18 protein-coding genes are annotated in these 18,574 nt (G+C 34.9%); 10 read left to right on the top strand and 8 right to left on the bottom strand.

Features of this window, described 5'->3' with window-relative positions; translation table 11 throughout:
• The first annotated feature begins 61 nt into the window (after positions 1-61).
• The 7 genes from AC1RNE_RS15520 (at position 62) to AC1RNE_RS15490 (ending at position 5,670) form a co-directional block, all read left to right on the top strand.
• Positions 62-640, top strand: coding sequence for an SPOR domain-containing protein (locus AC1RNE_RS15520; protein ID WP_492802022.1), 579 nt, complete (start codon positions 62-64; stop codon positions 638-640).
• A 248-nt stretch (positions 641-888) separates the two neighbouring features.
• Positions 889-1,821, top strand: a complete 933-nt coding sequence (locus tag AC1RNE_RS15515; RefSeq protein WP_492802021.1) for a polysaccharide deacetylase family protein — start codon at positions 889-891, stop codon at positions 1,819-1,821.
• 91 nt (positions 1,822-1,912) lie between these two features.
• A complete protein-coding gene (locus tag AC1RNE_RS15510; protein WP_492802020.1) occupies positions 1,913-3,058 on the top strand; it encodes a Gfo/Idh/MocA family protein in 1,146 nt (381 codons plus the stop codon).
• A gap of 72 nt (positions 3,059-3,130) precedes the next feature.
• On the top strand, positions 3,131-3,409 hold the full coding sequence (locus tag AC1RNE_RS15505) for a four helix bundle protein (protein WP_492802018.1): 279 nt from the start codon (positions 3,131-3,133) through the stop codon (positions 3,407-3,409).
• Between the two features lie 201 nt (positions 3,410-3,610).
• On the top strand, positions 3,611-4,663 hold the full coding sequence (locus AC1RNE_RS15500) for a sugar phosphate isomerase/epimerase family protein (protein WP_309912641.1): 1,053 nt from the start codon (positions 3,611-3,613) through the stop codon (positions 4,661-4,663).
• Between the two features lie 89 nt (positions 4,664-4,752).
• Complete coding sequence (gene tnpA / locus AC1RNE_RS15495; protein WP_492802016.1) at positions 4,753-5,178, top strand: IS200/IS605 family transposase; 426 nt, start codon at positions 4,753-4,755, stop codon at positions 5,176-5,178.
• Positions 5,179-5,235: 57 nt separating this feature from the next.
• Complete coding sequence (locus tag AC1RNE_RS15490) at positions 5,236-5,670, top strand: hypothetical protein (RefSeq protein ID WP_492802014.1); 435 nt, start codon at positions 5,236-5,238, stop codon at positions 5,668-5,670.
• On the opposite strand, the gene AC1RNE_RS15485 is transcribed toward AC1RNE_RS15490, so the two are convergent.
• From AC1RNE_RS15485 to AC1RNE_RS15450, 8 genes are all read right to left on the bottom strand, one after another.
• Entirely contained in the window at positions 5,645-6,403 is a 759-nt protein-coding gene (locus tag AC1RNE_RS15485) for a glycosyltransferase family 2 protein (protein ID WP_492802013.1), read from the bottom strand. The genes AC1RNE_RS15490 and AC1RNE_RS15485 overlap by 26 nt on opposite strands.
• Positions 6,400-7,662: a glycosyltransferase family 4 protein gene (locus AC1RNE_RS15480; protein ID WP_492802012.1), complete on the bottom strand. Its 1,263-nt coding sequence runs from the start codon at positions 7,660-7,662 to the stop codon at positions 6,400-6,402. Before AC1RNE_RS15480 ends, AC1RNE_RS15485 begins: the two co-directional genes overlap by 4 nt.
• Position 7,663: 1 nt before the next feature.
• Complete coding sequence (locus tag AC1RNE_RS15475; protein ID WP_492802010.1) at positions 7,664-8,470, bottom strand: FkbM family methyltransferase; 807 nt, start codon at positions 8,468-8,470, stop codon at positions 7,664-7,666.
• 248 nt (positions 8,471-8,718) lie between these two features.
• Positions 8,719-9,951: a glycosyltransferase gene (locus AC1RNE_RS15470; protein ID WP_492802008.1), complete on the bottom strand. Its 1,233-nt coding sequence runs from the start codon at positions 9,949-9,951 to the stop codon at positions 8,719-8,721.
• A 97-nt stretch (positions 9,952-10,048) separates the two neighbouring features.
• Positions 10,049-11,551, bottom strand: coding sequence for an oligosaccharide flippase family protein (locus AC1RNE_RS15465; protein ID WP_492802006.1), 1,503 nt, complete (start codon positions 11,549-11,551; stop codon positions 10,049-10,051).
• Positions 11,551-12,291 carry a TylF/MycF/NovP-related O-methyltransferase gene (locus AC1RNE_RS15460; protein WP_492802004.1) on the bottom strand — a complete coding sequence of 247 codons (741 nt, stop codon included), beginning with the start codon at positions 12,289-12,291 and terminating at the stop codon, positions 11,551-11,553. The genes AC1RNE_RS15465 and AC1RNE_RS15460 overlap by 1 nt, the downstream gene beginning before the upstream one ends.
• Positions 12,292-12,295: 4 nt before the next feature.
• On the bottom strand, positions 12,296-13,396 hold the full coding sequence (locus tag AC1RNE_RS15455) for a glycosyltransferase family 4 protein (protein ID WP_492802003.1): 1,101 nt from the start codon (positions 13,394-13,396) through the stop codon (positions 12,296-12,298).
• A 6-nt stretch (positions 13,397-13,402) separates the two neighbouring features.
• Positions 13,403-14,107 carry a class I SAM-dependent methyltransferase gene (locus AC1RNE_RS15450; RefSeq protein WP_492802002.1) on the bottom strand — a complete coding sequence of 235 codons (705 nt, stop codon included), beginning with the start codon at positions 14,105-14,107 and terminating at the stop codon, positions 13,403-13,405.
• A 63-nt stretch (positions 14,108-14,170) separates the two neighbouring features.
• Between AC1RNE_RS15450 and AC1RNE_RS15445 the strand changes: the two genes are divergently transcribed.
• From AC1RNE_RS15445 to AC1RNE_RS15435, 3 genes are read left to right on the top strand one after another with little or no spacing between them, the layout of a single operon-like run.
• Positions 14,171-15,424 carry a LamG-like jellyroll fold domain-containing protein gene (locus tag AC1RNE_RS15445; RefSeq protein ID WP_492802000.1) on the top strand — a complete coding sequence of 418 codons (1,254 nt, stop codon included), beginning with the start codon at positions 14,171-14,173 and terminating at the stop codon, positions 15,422-15,424.
• A gap of 45 nt (positions 15,425-15,469) precedes the next feature.
• Positions 15,470-16,786, top strand: a complete 1,317-nt coding sequence (locus tag AC1RNE_RS15440) for a hypothetical protein (RefSeq protein ID WP_492801998.1) — start codon at positions 15,470-15,472, stop codon at positions 16,784-16,786.
• The gene (locus AC1RNE_RS15435; protein ID WP_492801996.1) at positions 16,783-18,537 is read left to right on the top strand and encodes an OmpA family protein; all 1,755 of its coding nucleotides are present in this window, start codon (positions 16,783-16,785) and stop codon (positions 18,535-18,537) included. The genes AC1RNE_RS15440 and AC1RNE_RS15435 overlap by 4 nt, the downstream gene beginning before the upstream one ends.
• Positions 18,538-18,574 lie beyond the last annotated feature (37 nt).

Genomic DNA, 18,574 nt, shown 5'->3' with positions numbered 1-18,574 from the left:
TCTTTGATGAATTCTTCTTTTCTAATGCCACCAAAAGTCTATTTGAAAAACTCAATTTTATATGCAACGTTTCCTTTCAATTTGTTTATACATATTTTTAGTCATTCTAAGTGCTTGTTCTTCGAAGGTAGTTTCTAGCAAAGGGTCGTCCTCGGGTGCTTCTAATTCAAAAACATCTCATAAAAAATTAGACAAAATTTATGAGGAGGATTTGTCGGAATATTTACCCAAGTATAAAAAACTAAACGAAGCTGGGGATACCTTAAGTGATGATAAAAATAAGTCAAAAAAGGGTTATTTAACAGAACAACCCATGCACATCAATAAGAAACTGGATGCTATTTTAGATACTATTTCAGTCAGAAACAAAGGAGTACGCTATGCTAATGGTTTCCGCATTCAAATTTATGTGGGTAACGATAGAAAAGCGGCTGATGATGCTAAAATTTATACTTACCAAACTTACCCAGAGATATTCCCTTACCTTAGTTATCAACAACCCATTTATAAAGTAAAAATTGGCGATTTCCTCAATAGAATGGATGCCGAAAGATACTTTGTAAACATCAAAGAAAGCTATCCTTCAGCCATGATTTTGCCTGACAGAGTAGAAATAAAAAGAGGAATATTGGTGAAATAAAGTAATAGCTAGCGTTTTGGTTGAAGTATGCTAGACTAGCTTTATTAAGGAAGAAAAATCATTTTATCGTTTTGATACATTAATATACCCTGCTAATTCTAAAAAATATTAGCAGGGTATTATTTATTCTGTAAATTTGAAAATTATTCATAAAACTGAACAGACAAAACAACATAATTTTATTTAAAGTCTTTTCTATTTTTGTGTGAACGCAATCTGAAATTGAAGAAAATCTATCTCTATTTAAGATGAAATATTGCTTAATTTTTACGCTTACAGTTGTATGTTTTACAAAATCATTGGCTCAGCTTGCTGATTATCAAGTGTTTTTTGGGAAATACTCAGAAGGTTTGATTGTGCGGAAATGGGTGCAAAATGGTAATGTGATGTATCTGGGTATTAACTCTAATACATTAAAAACCAGTATTGTTAGAAATGTAGCTGTACAACCCCTCCAATGGGAAGAGATATTGCAAGGGTATCAAAAAAGTAAATATATCCAAGCGTGGAATTTTGAAAAGGGAAAGGATTATAGACTACAAGATGCTGGCATCGAAAAAAGCGATTCAACCCTCAATGGGTTTAGTTTGACTGTAGATTTATGTCCTTCTACCAAACCTCTGGCAAGAAACTTTTTCACGAGTGTCATCAAAGGTTTTGAAGTGTCCGAACGCCCTGTGCCTATTACGATTACCGTAACAGGATTATGGATGAAAAGCCATCAGGATGATTTGAAATGGTTGATTAGTCAGGAAACTGCTGGGAATTTAGAGATTACTTGGGTTAACCATAGCTTCAATCATCATTATGACCCAAAATTACCGTTGATAGATAATTTCTTACTTGAAAAAGGAACAGTCATTGCCAACGAAGTATTTTTAAACGAACAAGCCATGCTAATAAACGGTCTTGTTCCCTCAATATATTTTAGATTTCCGGGTTTGGTTTCTAGCAAGCCTATCTTTGACCAGATTCTTTCTTATGGACTATTGCCCCTCGGTAGTGACGCATGGCTTGCGAAAGGTCAGTTGATAAAACAGGGAAGTTTAGTATTAGTGCATGCAAATGGTAATGAGCCTCTGGGTTTATCTCTTTTTCTATCACTTCTGAAAAAAAATGAAGGTAATATCAAAAAGAAAAAGTGGCAACTTTGGGATGTTTCCAATTTAATTTCTAAATAATAAAAGTATTTTTTGTGGATATATTCACGAGAAACACACATATAAAACAATCAAAATAAATTTATTATCCCCAAATCCAAATATTTAACTCATGTCAAAAATTAAAGTTGGTGTAGTCGGTACCGGTTTTATTGGACCCGCGCACATCGAAGCTCTTAGAAGACTTCCGAATGTGGAAGTAACTGCTCTTTGTGAAGTAAATATCGAATTAGCTACTGCCAAGGCTACACAATTAGGCATCGAACGTCCTTGTACATTTGAACAACTATTAGCAATGGAAGACATTGTTTGTGTTCATATCTGTACGCCAAACTTCTTACATTATTCGCAATCTAAAGCTGCTTTATTGGCAGGGAAACACGTTGTTTGCGAAAAGCCATTAGCCAAAGATTTACACGAAGCAGAAGAATTAGTAGCATTAGCTTCTGAAACAGGCTTGGTAAATGCGGTTCACTTCAATTTGCGTTATTATCCTTTGGTTCGCCAAATGAAAACAATGCGTGAAAAAGGTGATTTAGGTGAAGTATATTCAGTAATCGGTTCTTATTTACAAGACTGGTTATTTTATGAAACAGATTATAACTGGCGTTTAGAACCAGACAAATCTGGTGATTCGCGTGCTATTGCTGATATTGGTTCGCACTTAATGGATATTATCGAGTATATTACTGGCTTAAAAACAGTTGAAGTAATGGCTGATTTTAATACTATCCACAAAACTCGTAAGAAGCCATTGAAGCCAGTAGAAACCTATTCAGGTAAAATGCTTCAGCCAGAAGATTATGCTGATGTACCTATCACTACTGAAGACCACGCCAACGTATTATTGCGTTTTGACAACGGAAATCGTGGTTCAGTAACGGTATCACAAGTTTCAGCGGGACGTAAAAACCAATTGAAATTAGAAATTTCTGGTGGCAAAAAAACATTTGCATTCAATTCAGAAGCACCAAACGAGCTTTGGATTGGTAACCGTGATGGTTACAACCAATCGTTAATGCGTGACCCTTCTTTAGCTTATCCAGAAGCTAGTGCTTTGATGACTTTCCCTGGTGGACACAACGAGGGCTTCCCTGATACTTCTAAACAATTGTTCAAAGAAGTATATGCTGCCATTGCCGAGGGCAAACAACCAGAAAAACCAAACTATCCTACTTTTGCAGACGGTTACAGAGAATTATTAATCTGCGAAAGAATCCTTGATAGCCACAGAAGCCAAAGCTGGGTGAAGGTTTAGTATTTAGTGAGTGAGTGATTGGTGATTTAGTGATTAACTGAATCACCAATCTTATTTTACACCTTCAAACTTATGGACAATAATGATTATCTTCCAAAAGACGAATTTGCAGAACTCGTCTTTACACGCATAAAAGCATTTGGATTACGCTGTATGACTTTGTGTGATAATTTATTTTCAAAAACTGTTTCTGCTAAAAATATTGCCAAACAGCTTATTCGTAGTTCTTCTTCATCAGTGGCAAATTATAGGGCTGTAAGAAGAGCTAGAAGTAAAAATGAGTTCTATGCTAAAATTAGCATTGTCATTGAAGAGCTTGATGAAAGCTATTTTGGTTGGAATATGCAGTAGATGCCAAGTTTTATGAAGATCAACGAGTTAGAAGTCTAATAAATGAAGGTTATGAAATTTTGAAAATACTCGCTAAGGCTAGAAAAACTGTTAGCATAAATAGTAAATAAAATTCTGTTTTTAGGTTTTAATGACTTGCCGATTTTGTGTTTATTAATAATAATCACTCAATCACAACTCACTCAATCACTCAATAAACACATGAAAACAATCAAAGGACCAGCTATATTTTTAGCTCAATTTTTAGATAATACAGAACCTTTTAATACCCTTGATTCAATTACTTCTTGGGTAGCTGATTTGGGATACAAAGGTGTACAAATTCCTACTTGGGATGCTCGTGCGATTGATTTACAATTAGCGGCAGAATCAAAAACGTATTGTGATGAGCTGAAAGGTAAATTGGCTGATAAGGGTATCCAAATCACTGAGCTTTCAACACACTTACAAGGACAGCTAGTAGCAGTAAACCCTGCTTATGATGTGATGTTCGATGGATTTGCTCCAGATTCAGTAAAAGGTAACCCTAAAGCACGTACAGAGTGGGCAGTTCAGCAATTGAAATGGGCAGCGAAAGCTTCTCAAAACCTAGGTTTGAATGCTCATGCTACCTTCTCTGGTGCTTTGATGTGGCATACAGTATATCCTTGGCCACAACGTCCTGCTGGTTTAGTTGATCAAGGCTTTACAGAATTAGGAAATCGTTGGTTACCAATTTTGAATGCCTTCGACGAAGCAGGTGTTGACCTTTGCTACGAAATCCACCCAGGTGAAGATTTGCATGATGGCGTTACGTTCGAAATGTTCTTAGAAAAAGTAGGCAATCATAAACGTGCTAACTTGCTTTACGACCCATCTCACTTTGTATTGCAATGCTTGGATTATTTACAATACATCGATTTCTATCACGAAAGAATCAAGATGTTCCACGTAAAAGACGCTGAGTTTAATCCAACAGGAAAACAAGGTGTTTACGGTGGTTATCAGTCATGGGTAAATCGTGCTGGTCGTTTCCGTTCTTTAGGCGATGGTCAGGTTGATTTTGGCTCTATTTTCTCTAAATTAACACAATATGGTTATGATGGTTGGGCAGTGTTAGAATGGGAATGTGCTATTAAAGATCCTGTTCAAGGTGCTACTGAAGGTGCTCCATTTATTGATTCACACATTATTCAGGCAACATCGAAAGTATTTGATGATTTTGCTGGCGGTGGTGCTGATGTGGAATTGAATAAGAAAATTTTAGGTATTTAATTCCTCTTTTCTATTAGCGTGCGACTTAAGTCGCACGCTAATAGAAATTTATTTTGCCAGTAAAAGATACACCTCAAAAACATTATCCTATGACAGGAAATTTAATCTACATCTATGTCCATACTATCTGGACAACAAAACACAGAGAACCCTGTTTACACAAATCTTTTCGGTACAAACTATTTGAGCATATCAGAAACCATGCTCATAATAAAAACATCCAACTTGAAATAATCAATGGAGTGGAAGACCATTTACACTGTCTTTTCAAGATGAAATCGACTCAAACAGTAGCTGAAATAATCAAAGTTTTAAAAGGAGAATCTTCTAAATGGATAAATGAATCTGGATTTGTGAATAATCATTTTCAATGGCAAGATGGCTATGGAGTATTTTCGGTAAGTCCACAAAATGTAGGAAAAGTAAAAAGATATATTTTTAATCAAGAAAATCATCATAAGGTTAAAAATATAGACGATGAACTCCTTGAAATGATTAATTTGCTAGCTGAATAAATATATTTCATTTCTATTAGCTGGCGACTTCAGTCGCCAGTAAAAAGTTTAAATCCTATGAAACTTTTCCAATCTGATTCCGACATCGAAACCCTAATAGAAAAATTCAATACCTGTACTTTGCCAGCAGAGGCTTGGACTCATGAAGCTCATCTAGCAATGGGCGTATGGTATTTGCGTCAATACAACCTTACACAGGCAATGTTATTAGTGCGTCAAAGGATTATTCTATTCAATAGTTCAGTGGGAGGGCCTATCGGCTTTGAAAGAGGTTATCACGAAACCCTTACATGGTTTTGGCTCAAGACAGTAGATGCTTTTCTAGATAGATTTGGTAGAGATAAAACATTAATAGAAACCTGCAATGCCTTTTTAATCAGTGAATATGCTCTCCGTGACAGAGCTTTGTTATTTTATCAAAAAGAAGAAATATTATCCTTAGAAGCCAGAACTTTTTTGGTAATGCCTACCAATACTTCCCTCTCTTTTTAAGGATTAACTTTACGCCACGGATAGTAATCAGTACATGAGCCCAAACGGCCCCCAATAGTCCAAAATGTTTTTTGAGTACATCATAGCGATCTAACAAAGAACGTTTTAATTGCTTATTAGAAATCCCTCCTACCAAGTATTTAGCTACGACGGTATCTAAATATTGTATCTTTTTAGCCCTTTTTAAACATTCTATTTCCCAGTCAACATCAGCGCTGAGGTTGTTTTCTAAATAAAATGGAGCAATGCTCCTACGAGCTATAAAAGCTTGATGACATACCAACATACCCAAATTCATATCCTGCCATTTGAGGTTTTTAGGCAAACGATGAGGTGTGATTTCTGAGCGTAACCCTTGAATATTCCCATTCTCTTCTACAAAATAAGTATCTCCATAAAATACATCTGCTTTAGTATCTTCCAACGCCTGCATAAAAGTTGAAACTACTCGACTATCATTAATTTCATCCCCCGCATTCATAAACCATACGAAATCTCCTGTAGCTAGTCGCAGACCTTTATTCATGGCATCGTACAAACCTTTATCAGGCTCAGACACCAAAAGATTTACTCTTACGCCATAAGATTTTGCAATAGTCAAAGTATTATCCTTAGATTTTCCGTCTATGATGATATACTCAAAATCTTGATTGGTTTGTGCTAAAATGCTTTCAATTGTCCTCGTCAGAAATTTTTCAGCATTATAAGTTATCGTGATAATACTTAGTTTCATTGTAATGATTCGTATAAGGCTCTATATTGTTTGGCAACTACTTCTTCGGCATAATGCTCTACTACTTTTTGCCTTGCCTTTTCACAAACAGTAGCATAATCAGCTTGAAATAATGTCCAATAAATTCCTTGAGCAAGTTCTTCCGCAGATTTGAATGTTGCTAAATAGCCATTTTCTTGGTGATTAATCATTTCTGGAATACCTCCTGTGGCAAAACCAACTACGGGCGTAGCACAAGCCATCGATTCCATAATTGTATTAGGTAAGTTATCTTCTAAAGAAGAAACGACAAAAACCGATGCTGCTGAATATGCTAAGGCAATCGTAGATAAATCTGATAACTTGCCCAACACATTTACTTTGAAGGGAAGGTTTTCAAAATCGGATGCTTGCGCTTGTCCAAAAATAATTAATTCAATATTGGTTTTATCAACCGCATACTTTTCATTGAGTATCTCTAAGGCTTCTTTAAAATATATAAACCCTTTTCGAACATCACTGATTTTTGCAGCAGCAAAAAGGATATACCGCTTGTTGTTATCCAATTCAAAATGCATTTGTGCTACAGCTTTGGGCGTAGGCTTAAACAAATCGGTATTAATTGGATTGGGAATGGATATAATTCTTTTGCCTTGTAATAAAGTACTTGTACGTGCTATGTCTGCTAGCCAATTACTACAAGCAACGATGGTAATATTGGCATCTTGAAAAATCTTTTGTTTGGCTTGCCAAATCTGATGTGATAGGTCGGTTGAAGATGAGTTTTTGAGAAATTGAAAACAATTACCACAACTATTTTCATAATTGTGACAGTCTCTTGAATAATGACAGCCTCCCGTAAAAACCCACATATCATGCAAAGTCCAGACAATAGGCTTTTGTGATTCAATAAGTTTTTGGATAGAGTTCAGCGAAAGAAACCCAAAATTTATCCAATGCAAATGGATAATATCTGTTTCTTTAATCAACGTGTGTTGACTAATATCAACGCCAATCTTTGCCTGAGAGAAGATAAACCTTACTGCTTTTGATTTTTCGTACCAAGCAAACTGATAGCGGTCTAAAGCAAATCTAGCTAAGGCAACTTTCTTTAAAAACCAATTGGGAGCTATTGTTTCAACATTAGATGCATTTCCTTTTTTGTCCTGTACAAGCATTTTTGATAATAAGCCATTGCCATTTAAGGCTTTGTTCAGGCGAGAGGCTGCGATAGATGCTCCGCCAAAAGTATCAAATGTGCTTAAAATCGTGATTTTCATATTATGGACGATACCCAAAAATGTTTAATTGCAAATCCATTAAATCATTGCCTTTATAACGATGATTAATGAGGGGTTTTGTACGGTCTTGGGCTGAATTGATAAAATATCTGAAACCATTGTTAGCCATGATATTCAATATTTCTCCTAATTCCTGAGCTTGTTCTGGAAACGCGTGATATTCAATAAAGATGTTTTTCACATGCTTTAGCGAGTCGGCACAATCTTTCAAAACGGCTGTTTCTGCCCCTTCAATATCCATTTTTAGCATATCGATACTTGGTGTGGCATTAAGCACATCTTTCAGACGAAAAGATGCTACTTTTACTTTAGTACCTTCGCCATAAATAGACGCACCATCCGAACCTTCAGAAGCAAATTCAATGCCTTTATCGTCAATCCAAACTGCTTTGTTAACTACATTTATATCTGAGAAACCATTTTTGCTAAGGTTAGTTTGTAAGATTTGTGCAATTTTCGCATCTGCTTCAAAGGCCGTAATCTTTGCATTGGGGTATTCTCTTTTGAAAAATGCACAGCTAGAACCAATATTCGCTCCGCAATCTAATATCACTGGCTGCGCAGAAGTAGTATTAAATTTATAAAACTGTTCAACGAAAATTTCTTGGAATTGGAAAAGGAAAGACATACAGTCTGGCACTTGGAATGTCATTCCTTGAAAGGTTATTTCACGTGCTTCGTAACGCTTTACATCACCATATTTCCTAAAAAGTCTAAGTAATTCACGACTTTCAGGCGTCCTGAAAGCATGATATGGTCCTTTTAATATGTATTTTAAAACAAACATTTTAATATGGTCATCAGCGGTCGGCTTTGGGCTTTCAGCTTTTTTGATTTTTACGTATAGTTTTTTACCCGCAGATTTTTAGAGATTTAAAATCGCTGATTTACGGTGATTCGTTAAAACAGCTTATCAACTCTATGTCTTTAATATAGGACTAACTATTTACCCGCTGATTTTCAGAGATTTAAAAACCGCTGATTTACGCAGATTTGTCAATTCAATTAATTCAGTAGCATAAAATTAAAAACGACTTAAATCCGATTGCTGACAGCCGATGGCCGACAGCTCTCAAACGCTCTTTGGTAATTTTTAATTACTACATGAATGTTGACTTCATCCCTAATAATTTGTCCAGAGTTTAGCCCCATTTGACGAGTTTTTGCTGGGTCTGACAAAAGTACGGCTAATTTTTCAAATAAATCATCTGCATTCCCATCGTCAAAAATATAACCATTGTAGCCATCTCGTACTAATTTCTTTTCTGTTCCATCTGCTACGGCACAGACGATTGGTTTATTAAAACACATGGCATCGTTGATTGACAAACCGCCCATCCCAGCCAACACATACACTAAAGATGCATTAAAGTATTGTCCGAGTTCTGTCATTTTATACACACCGCCCGTAAAAACAACTTGCTTTTCAATGCCTAAAGCAATGGCTTGTTGTTTGAGATTTTCTTCTTCAGGACCAGTTCCCACAATGACTAACTCAGCAGTAGGAAACTGTACTAGCAATCTTTTAAAAACATCAATGAGCATATCTACCCTTTTCCACTTTACTAATCTACCTACATGTAGCAATCGTAAAGGATTTTCTGGCAAAACAGTATTAACTCCTTCAATTTTAGCCTTGTCTGCTAAAATCAAATCGGTATCTGGGGAATTATAAATAACAAAAATTTTCTCTTTAGGCACGCCATAGCTACCAAATATTTCATAAGCCTCCTCGGTATAATCTACATGAGCATCTACCAAATTAAAAGCTCTTTTGTAGGAATATTTTAGCAAGGTATATTTTAATTTAAAAGCCAAACTATCTGGCTTTAAATTAGTCTGCATCGTTTCAGAGGCTACTCCACCATTGGCATAATAGTCTAATGCTTCTTTAAACTTGGGGATATTAAATGGAATCTCTTTCAAAATCAATTTGATTCCCATGCTTCTTATCTTCCAAAGCAAGAATGGATTATACACAAAAGCCAAGATATATGGCCAAATCGTAACGATTACGTCGGGACGTTCAGCCTCTATCGTTTCGATAAAGTTTTTAAAGAATGGTTTTCCCCAAAGTGTTTTGTATTCTTCTAAGAAATGTACTTTGAATTCTATGCCATCTAAGGTTTGATGTACGCCAGAGCCAACGGTTTTTCCACCACTTTTTGGAGCAATCACAACGATTTCTTGTCCTTCAATACGATTCAAACGATTGAGCACCAAGTTATAATAATGTGGCAAGCCACCGAAAGTAAATAATATTTTCATTTTTTAAGACGTGATTAGTGATTGGTAAATAGTGATTAGACATACTAGCAATAAGTCAATATTTAGTTTACCTATTTTAGGCAAGCACATCTAATCACTAATTACCAATCACTTTACGAAACAAAGATTCTACTGTTCTACTTAAATCTTCTGAAATTCTAAAAAATAAAACTCCTCCGCCAAAAACAATCGTTATACAAATTGATTTGATAGCAATGTTTACAAAGCTCATCCAAATATCCCCTTCAAAACTCGGAATCAATAAAGTAATGCCATACGTAAGTAATCCTAACAACATAGTTTTTACGGTATTTAAGCTAAAAGGCTGTAGTTGAAGCTTGTGCTTGATAAAGAAAAACTTTACCAAATTATATACTACTACGGAAACTAACATTGCTAAGGCAGCACCATTGTAACTGTAAATGGGGATAAAAATAAGGTTGACTAACAAGAGTACTACAAAGCGAATGATATAAAACCCAAAGTCGTATTTATAATAAGGGGAGTTCTTTAAAATTTCAGAATTGAGTCCCGTTGCCATATCGAAAACGCTGTATAAACCCACCATCAACACGACAAATTTCCCCTGACTATACGTTGCTGCATTAGGAATAATTTGAAAAACTGCATCGATGTTCGTCCAAATACCAAGAAATAAAAAGCCTCCTACAATCAATAAATTCAGAGCTGACTTTTGGTAAATTTCTTCAATATGTGCTAGATTATTATTCTTCCAAGATTCCGCTAAAAGGGGTTCACTGATAGAAGCAATGGCATTGCGGGGAATAGCTATCACCATACCAATGCTTGAGGCTATAAAGAAAATGGCTGTGCTATCTAATCCACCTTTGTAAGCAGGAAGCATTAATTTTTCAATGTTGGGTAAAATAGTTGCTGTTGCTCCACCCAAAATCGTCCATAAGCCATACATATACATTTCTTTGAATATTGGTTTTTTCAAGAAACTAAAGTCGAAATGAAGGTAAAGCTTACCTAAGATTTTGATATAAATTAATAAGAAACAGATATTCAAGAAATAGACTAATATGATTCCATTAATCAATTGGTCGAAAGTAATAAATTTAAAGCCAAAGAGTAGTGCTAAAATTGAGTTGGAAGATTTCAGGAAAATTTCTCTTAGAATAGTCGGTACTACAATCCGCAAATGTACTTTGCTGTAGGTCTCTAAGGTAGAGGTATATAAAAGAAAAAAGGTAATAAAGGGCAAATACCAATAATACTGAATCAGCAAAGGTGAGTTGTCCATATAAACAGACTGAAAGACACTCTTTACACCTACATAAGCGATTAAAAATAAGACAAAGCCTACTAATGGAGCGAGCAACAGATAGCCCAAAAAGCCATTATGCTGTTTGTCTGGGTCAGAAAATCTACTAAAAAACCTTACTCCTACATGGGGCGTACCTAAATTTGAAAAAGCAGCAAATACCTGTGGAAAACCAATCAAGGCAGTATATAGCCCTAATTGCTGAGGTGATAAAAACTTATTATAAAGAAACAAAACATTGACCGTTCCAATTATTACTCCAACGTAAGTAACGATTGAACTTTTGATGCTTTGACGTATGACGATGCCCATTATGATTTAATTGCTATTCTACCAGTATAATCTATACGATTCAATAGTAAAGTGTTTTGAGAAAAATATTCATCTACAGCTTTTTTACATCCTTCCCAATGTCCATAATCATCAATAATTAAAACGCCTTTATTAGCTAAAATAGGATAAAGATATTTCAATTCATGAGCAGTTGATTCATACCAATCTGTATCCAACCTAAGAACAGCGATTTTTTCTGAGATATTTTTAGGAATGGTTTCTTCTACTTTACCCTTTATAAATTGAATATTTTCAAGCGGATATTGTGTTAGAGTCATATTATTTTGAACATCTTGTAAATCCGCTAAACACCAAACAGAATTTTCTTTATTCTGGATATTCTGTTTAAGTAAACTATCGGCATCTCCCCCTTTGAAATCTACATCATTCTCTGTTGGTTCAGACATTCCCTCAAAAGTATCATAAAGTAAAATTTTTCTATCATTTACCTTTAGTGATAACAGAGTGAGTGCTATCATCATAGAGCTCCCTCCTCTCCAAACACCACATTCGACAAAATCACCTTCGATATTATTATGAACAGTGTATCTAACAGCATTATAAAGTGCATACATCCGCTCAATGCTTGTCATTGTATAGGGTTTACATTGCTTATAGATATTCAAAAAAACAGAATCTTGAACAAATTCTTCATCTTCCTGAATCTTTGAAATTTTTAAGCCCAAAGGTTTCAATATATATTTACTGATAATCGACATATAATTATTTTTCTAAAATTTCTCTCAAAGTTTGTACTCGTTTACTCATCTCATAATTTTCTTCAATATGTTTACGGGCAGCTCTCCCCATCCTTCCTGCAAGCGCTGAGTCTTCAATTAGTTTAATCATGTAGTCTGCCATAGATTCCCAATCTCCCTCTTCTACTAAAAAACCTGTTTCACCATGAACAACAGCGTCTTTGATACCCGCATGACGAGTGCTTACAATAGGTAAGCAAGATGACGAAGCTTCTAAAATTGTGTTCGGAGTACCTTCTGAATCACCATTGGGAGCAATTTGGGAATGCTGAACAAAAACCAGAGCATTTCGCAACAACTCTGAAATTTGTTCAGGTGTTCTTTTCCCTTTAAAATCTATATTTAAATCAACACCTAAATCTTTAGCTAATTGTTGAGACTCCTCCCATAGCTCACCATCTCCAATCATAATAAGCCTAGCATCAGGTTGTCTTTTTAATACTTCTGCAAATGCTCTAATTGTCAATTGAGGTGCTTTTTTCGCTGTAAATCTACCTACTGCGATGAAAACAGGTTGTTTTATTGTAGGATTAGCTCCAAAAAACTCATCTGAGTTTACACCATAAGGATTCAAAAATATTTTTTCTGGCTTTGCACCTAAAAGCTGTATCTTCTCTTTCATATCATTAGATACCACAATAATACCAGTAACTTTCTCAAAAAGTATTTTATATTTTTCTTGATATTTATCAAGCGTTTTTTTCTCACTAGCATCAAACCCATGAAAATGGACGAAAAGTCTAACATTGGCTTCTAAACAAGCATCACACAGAGCTACCCCCATTGGTCCATAATTTGCTAATAGAACATTGATTTGATTTTTTTGTAAATATAAAGCTAAAGACTTTGTATATAATTTATGATATAAGCTAGGTAATAGATTCCTTAAGCTTCCTCTTACTAATAAGTAATTTAATGGAAATCGTAAAAAAGACTTTCCATTTGGTAAAATAGAAGGATACCATCCTTCCCATAGTAACACCTTTGGATTCAGTGCTTTTATTTGATTATCAATAAATGTTTCTGAATATGAATACTTATTAGAACGGGTAATACATAAATTCATAAAATTCTATTTCTTTTTAGCAACTAGTATAAACGTACAAGCATCTTTATCTCTGGTTACTTGAGCAGTAGTTTTATCAAAAAATATAATTAGAGGTTGCATCAATAAAGCTAAAACAGGACGTAGGAATTTTGGAAGTTTAAACATTATTCCGTCTTGAAACAACTGTAAGCCCATAGCCGAACGTCCAATAATTCCTCTGAAATAAATAATTTCAAACCCTGATTCTGATACTACTTTTTGTAATCCTGTAGATGTCCAACGCCAAAAATCTGTGGGGTCTGGGTGAAACATCCAGTAACCGTGAGTACTTAATATTAATTTCCCATTTTTTTTTAATACTCTTTGAGCTTCAGCTAAATACGATGTGGGATTTACAACATGTTCAAGTACTTGTGTAGATAACACTACATCCAAAGTATTATCTGCTAAATCAATTCTCCCTTCTGGTGATATATGTATATCTGCAACAGTGTTTTCGGGTAAATCTATTCCAATATATTGGTCTACAAAGGGTTTGATTAAAATCTCATAAGGTTTATTACCACAACCATAATCTGCCAAAATTAATTTATGAGAATTATTAGCAACAAAAAGATGGATTACTTCTTCTATTTTTTGGCGAAGTTGGCGTAAATAATAATATCTCGTTGCCATTTTACCAAAAATAGAAGGATATAGACGCTCGGAACCTGCTTCTCTTTCGTTCATTAGAATTGTTTTAAAATACAAAATTACTAATTTTGAGAGTATTAAAAAACTTCAACCCCTAATATGAAAAAAGTATACCGTATTCTACTTTTATTAATTTTATTTTCAACCTCAATTATTGGTCAAGTCAATCTAAAAAATGGTTTGGTAGGCTGTTACCCTTTCAACGCAAATGTAAAAGACGAATCTGGAAATAATAATAATGGAATTGTAAATGGTGCCACCTTGACAGTTGATAGGTTTGGCAATGCTAATAGTGCTTATCGTTTTGATGGAAATAGTTCTATTGACCTCCCAGATAATAAATTTTCTTTTGATAATTATTCTTACGCAATGTGGGTTTATGTAACTGATATTCCAACTAGTGGAAATTCGTATAGAATGATTGCTATTGGAGGAGCATGCGGAGACCAAACATTAGCTTTAAGCTATAATTATTTTAATGCTGTCGGTTTTGATTTTGGCGTTTATAATAAACCAGCTCTTGCTAATACTCCATTAGCCATAGGCACACTTCCTGAAATTGGCAAATGGTATCATCTTACAGCCGTAAGAGATGATTTTACTTTAAATCTATATATTAACGGAGTGCTTGCCAAGAGCGTTTCTTCAAATAATACAAAACCATATTATGGATGTGATGCTATTGAAAAAGCGAGGTTTGGAATAAGAAATGGTGGAGTACAAGGGTTCAAAGGTGCATTAGACGACATCCACCTTTACAATCGACCACTTAATGCTGCCGAAGTAAAGGCTCTTTATGATGGCAATACACCTCCAACAATTATGATTACTAACAATAGTGCTTCTCCTTGTGGAGGAGACAAAATAACTTTTACAGCAAATGGAGGTAGTGCTACTTCTACATATCTGTGGAAGATAGATGATGTAAACCAATCATCAAAATCAAAGACCTTAGATTATATTTTCACTAAAAAAACGGGAGATTATCAAGTAAAAGTAGCTGTTGAGGTAACTGATGGTGAGCCTTGCTTTCCTCAAAAGCCCTCAAAAAACGAACAAACGTTTACCATAAAAGAGTGTATATCATCTGATAAAATATTGATTCCTAGTGCCTTTAGCCCAAATAGCGATGGTGTTAATGATACTTGGGAGATATATGGAATTAAAAACAATGCTGATGTAATTGTAGAAATATATGACCGTTGGGGAGAATTAATTTTCTATTCTAAGGGATATTCAACTCCCTGGGATGGTACTTACAAAAATAGCCCACTCAGTGAAGGAACATACGCTTATGTGGTAAAATCAAATAATGATTTAATATTTAAAGGTGCTATCTTGCTAGTAAGATAGTTTTTTATTGTACGTAACTATTGTAATATTTTCCATCAATCACTAATGAAAATTTCTAAAGACAAACCTTTTTTGAGTTCTTTTGAACTTAAACCTTTTGGTGTTTTTTTTATTATAATTTCTGTCTTTTATACATTATTGATAACTCAATGGAATTACACACAAATCTCAGATTTTAAAAACTATTATGACGAAGCACTTTTGTTTCTAACAATGGGCAAGATGTCTAAACAGTTTCTTTTCTTTCAAGCCCCTGGGCACCCATTTCTGATAAGTGAGGTTTTTCGTATATTTCATTCATCCAACCCTTCTCTGATACAGTTCCTTAATCTTTGCCAATACCTTACTGCCATTGTTCTTACATACCTAAGCTTTAAAACGCAGTTGTCATGGATAAAATACCTTGGAACCATCAGTCTCTCCATCTGTGTATCCTATCTAAGCTTAATGGGCTTTTTAGCAGCAGAGTTTAATTTTTTATTCTTTTTTGTACTGGGTAATTTTCTATTAATTAAGTATTTGCAAAAAGGAAATTCTTTTGGTATTTTACCAATAACTTTTTTACTTTTATCAATTGCTTTAGTTTTTGGAATAGCTCAGTTTGTCCGTCCACTAAGTTTTTATTATTTACTCTTTTTTGGAATAGGACTAGCTTACCTAAAGTGGTTTAGTCCAAAAACGAAACTTTCTGTGATACAAGCAACACTTTGGCAATATGTACTTGTCTTTATAGTATTCTTGATTGTTTCGATAGGCTTATATCACAATATATCGAAAAAATGGGCTTATCAACCCCCGCAAAATGGTCTTTGGAGCATTTATGTAGGGTTTAATGCCAAAGCCAAAGGAAGCTATAATGCTGAAGACATTATTCAATTTAAGAAAATTGCGGAACCATTTGACTGGAATGGTGAAACTTTACGAACAATATTAAAACCAAAAGCTATTGAAAGAGTAAAGGCTAATTGGCTAGAAAACATTCGTCAATCTCCACAGCGAGCAATGCGTTTGTTAGTCCCTTATTTTACCTCTTACTGGTTTTTTGCGAAAAGCATTCCGCCTAATACGAATCCCATTTGGAATTTATTACTCAAAGCCATTTTTATGCTATCAACGCTTACGGTGTTGGTCAGTTATCTCAGTAATGGCATTTATCTTGTTAAACTATTGAGAAAAAAGCATTTAAATACAGTAGAAGTATTTGCATTTTGTGCTTTATTCAGTGCTTTTTTATATATTTTAATCCATGTTTTTTGTTTAGAAATCCAGCCCCGATATGCCGCACATTTGGTATTTTTAAATCTTTGGATTTTGCCCTTAAGCCTAGAAAGTTTCATACAACCAAACCAAAAATTTCAATGAATCGTCTTAACTCATTACTATTTTCTATGATGTTGTTACTGTGCAATATCTCTATAAATTTTGCCCAAGTACGTCGCTCATTAGGCCCTCCTGTAAACCATCCAACCTTTAATGAATATGCCCCTTCTATCAGCGCCAACAACAAAACGATGATTTTTGAAACCGACCGTGCTGGGGAAGGAAAATGGGAATTGTATTATACCACAAAAAATGAAAAAAATAGATGGACTCCACCAAAGCCTATTGTCAACATTAATAAAATAGGGAAAGACAATGATTTAATTGGTGGCCCTTCTATTACTTATGATGGTAAGACTTTATATTTCTTTGCCTCTTTTGAAGGTGGTCAAGGCGATATGGACATATATTCTTCTTCATGGAATGGCACAGATTGGTCTGAACCAAAACCTGCCAGTACGAATATCAATACTAAAGCTTATGAAGGTTTTCCTTCTGTTTCGTCTGATGGAAAATCAATGTATTTTATCCGTGATAATTTCTCAAAAAGAAAGGATAAAGCATTGTGTTATACCATCTGGGTATCTAAAAAACAAGATGATGATACTTGGGGTGTAGCCGAGAAACTTCCTGCACCTATCAATATGGATTGCGAGAAAGCCCCTAGAATAATGGCTGATAATCGTACGTTGATTTTTAGTTCTGTTCGTAAAGAGGGTGTAGGCGGCTTTGATTTGTACCAATCTTTTCAAGAAGATGATGGTTCTTGGAGTACGCCTATCAACTTGGAATACATCAATACTGAGGAAGATGATCAATTTGCCTCAGTTTCTGCGGCTGGAGATTTAATGTATTATCATACTGCTGGTGATATTTATACCGTAACGATTCCTGATAAATACAGAAAATATAAATTAGTAACAGTTGATGGAAAAGTAATAGATGCGATTACAAAACAGCCAATCGCTACAAAGTTGACTTCAAAGAGTTCTAATGTAAAAGAAAGAGCTATTAATACGGTGGTGGATGCCAACGGTCTATTCTCTATTATTTATCGCGTAGGAAGCAAATATGATATTACTACATCGCCATTGGCTGATTATTTGCCTTATCGTGGTAAAATGGATATGACTAATGCTAAAGAAACGGATAACATCGAGAAGAACATTGAGCTAATTCCGAAGAAACTGGTTTTCCAATTCCAATTACTAGACAAAGACACGAAGGCTATTCTGAAAGAGCCGAAAGTAAAAGTAATGGATGCCGAAACGAAACAACTATTAGAGGTAAAAGTAGATAAGGATATTGCTAGTGTGACGCTTGAAATTGGAAAGCCTTATAAATTTGCTGCAAATGCTTTGGGATATGCCTTTTTCTCTCGTGCGTTCAAGCCTGATACATTGGATGCTTTCCGCGACCGTTTAAAGAAAGTGCCTTTGGCAGTATTGAAGAAAGATGTAGTAGTACAATTGCAAGATATTACTTTCGAGACTGGCAAGGCTGACTTAAAGCCTGAATCAGGCGAAGAATTAGATCGTTTGGTGACGTTATTGGATGGCAACAAAACTATCAAAGTAGAAATTTCGGCTCATACAGATGATGTTGGAAATGATGATACTAATTTAAAGCTTTCAGAAAAAAGAGCAAAGGCTGTCGTGGATTATCTAACAGCAAAAGGTATCAAGGCTGACCGCATGACTGCCAAAGGCTATGGTGAAACCCAACCGCTAGTGCCGAATGATACTGATGAAAATAAAGCAAAAAATAGAAGGGTACAATTTAAAATCAATTAATTGTTATCGCTATTTATAAATAAAGTCCTTAGCATAT

This window comes from Arcicella sp. GW822-FHT02H01, assembly GCF_058802005.1.
This window is presented reverse-complemented; position numbering and strand designations above follow the sequence as displayed.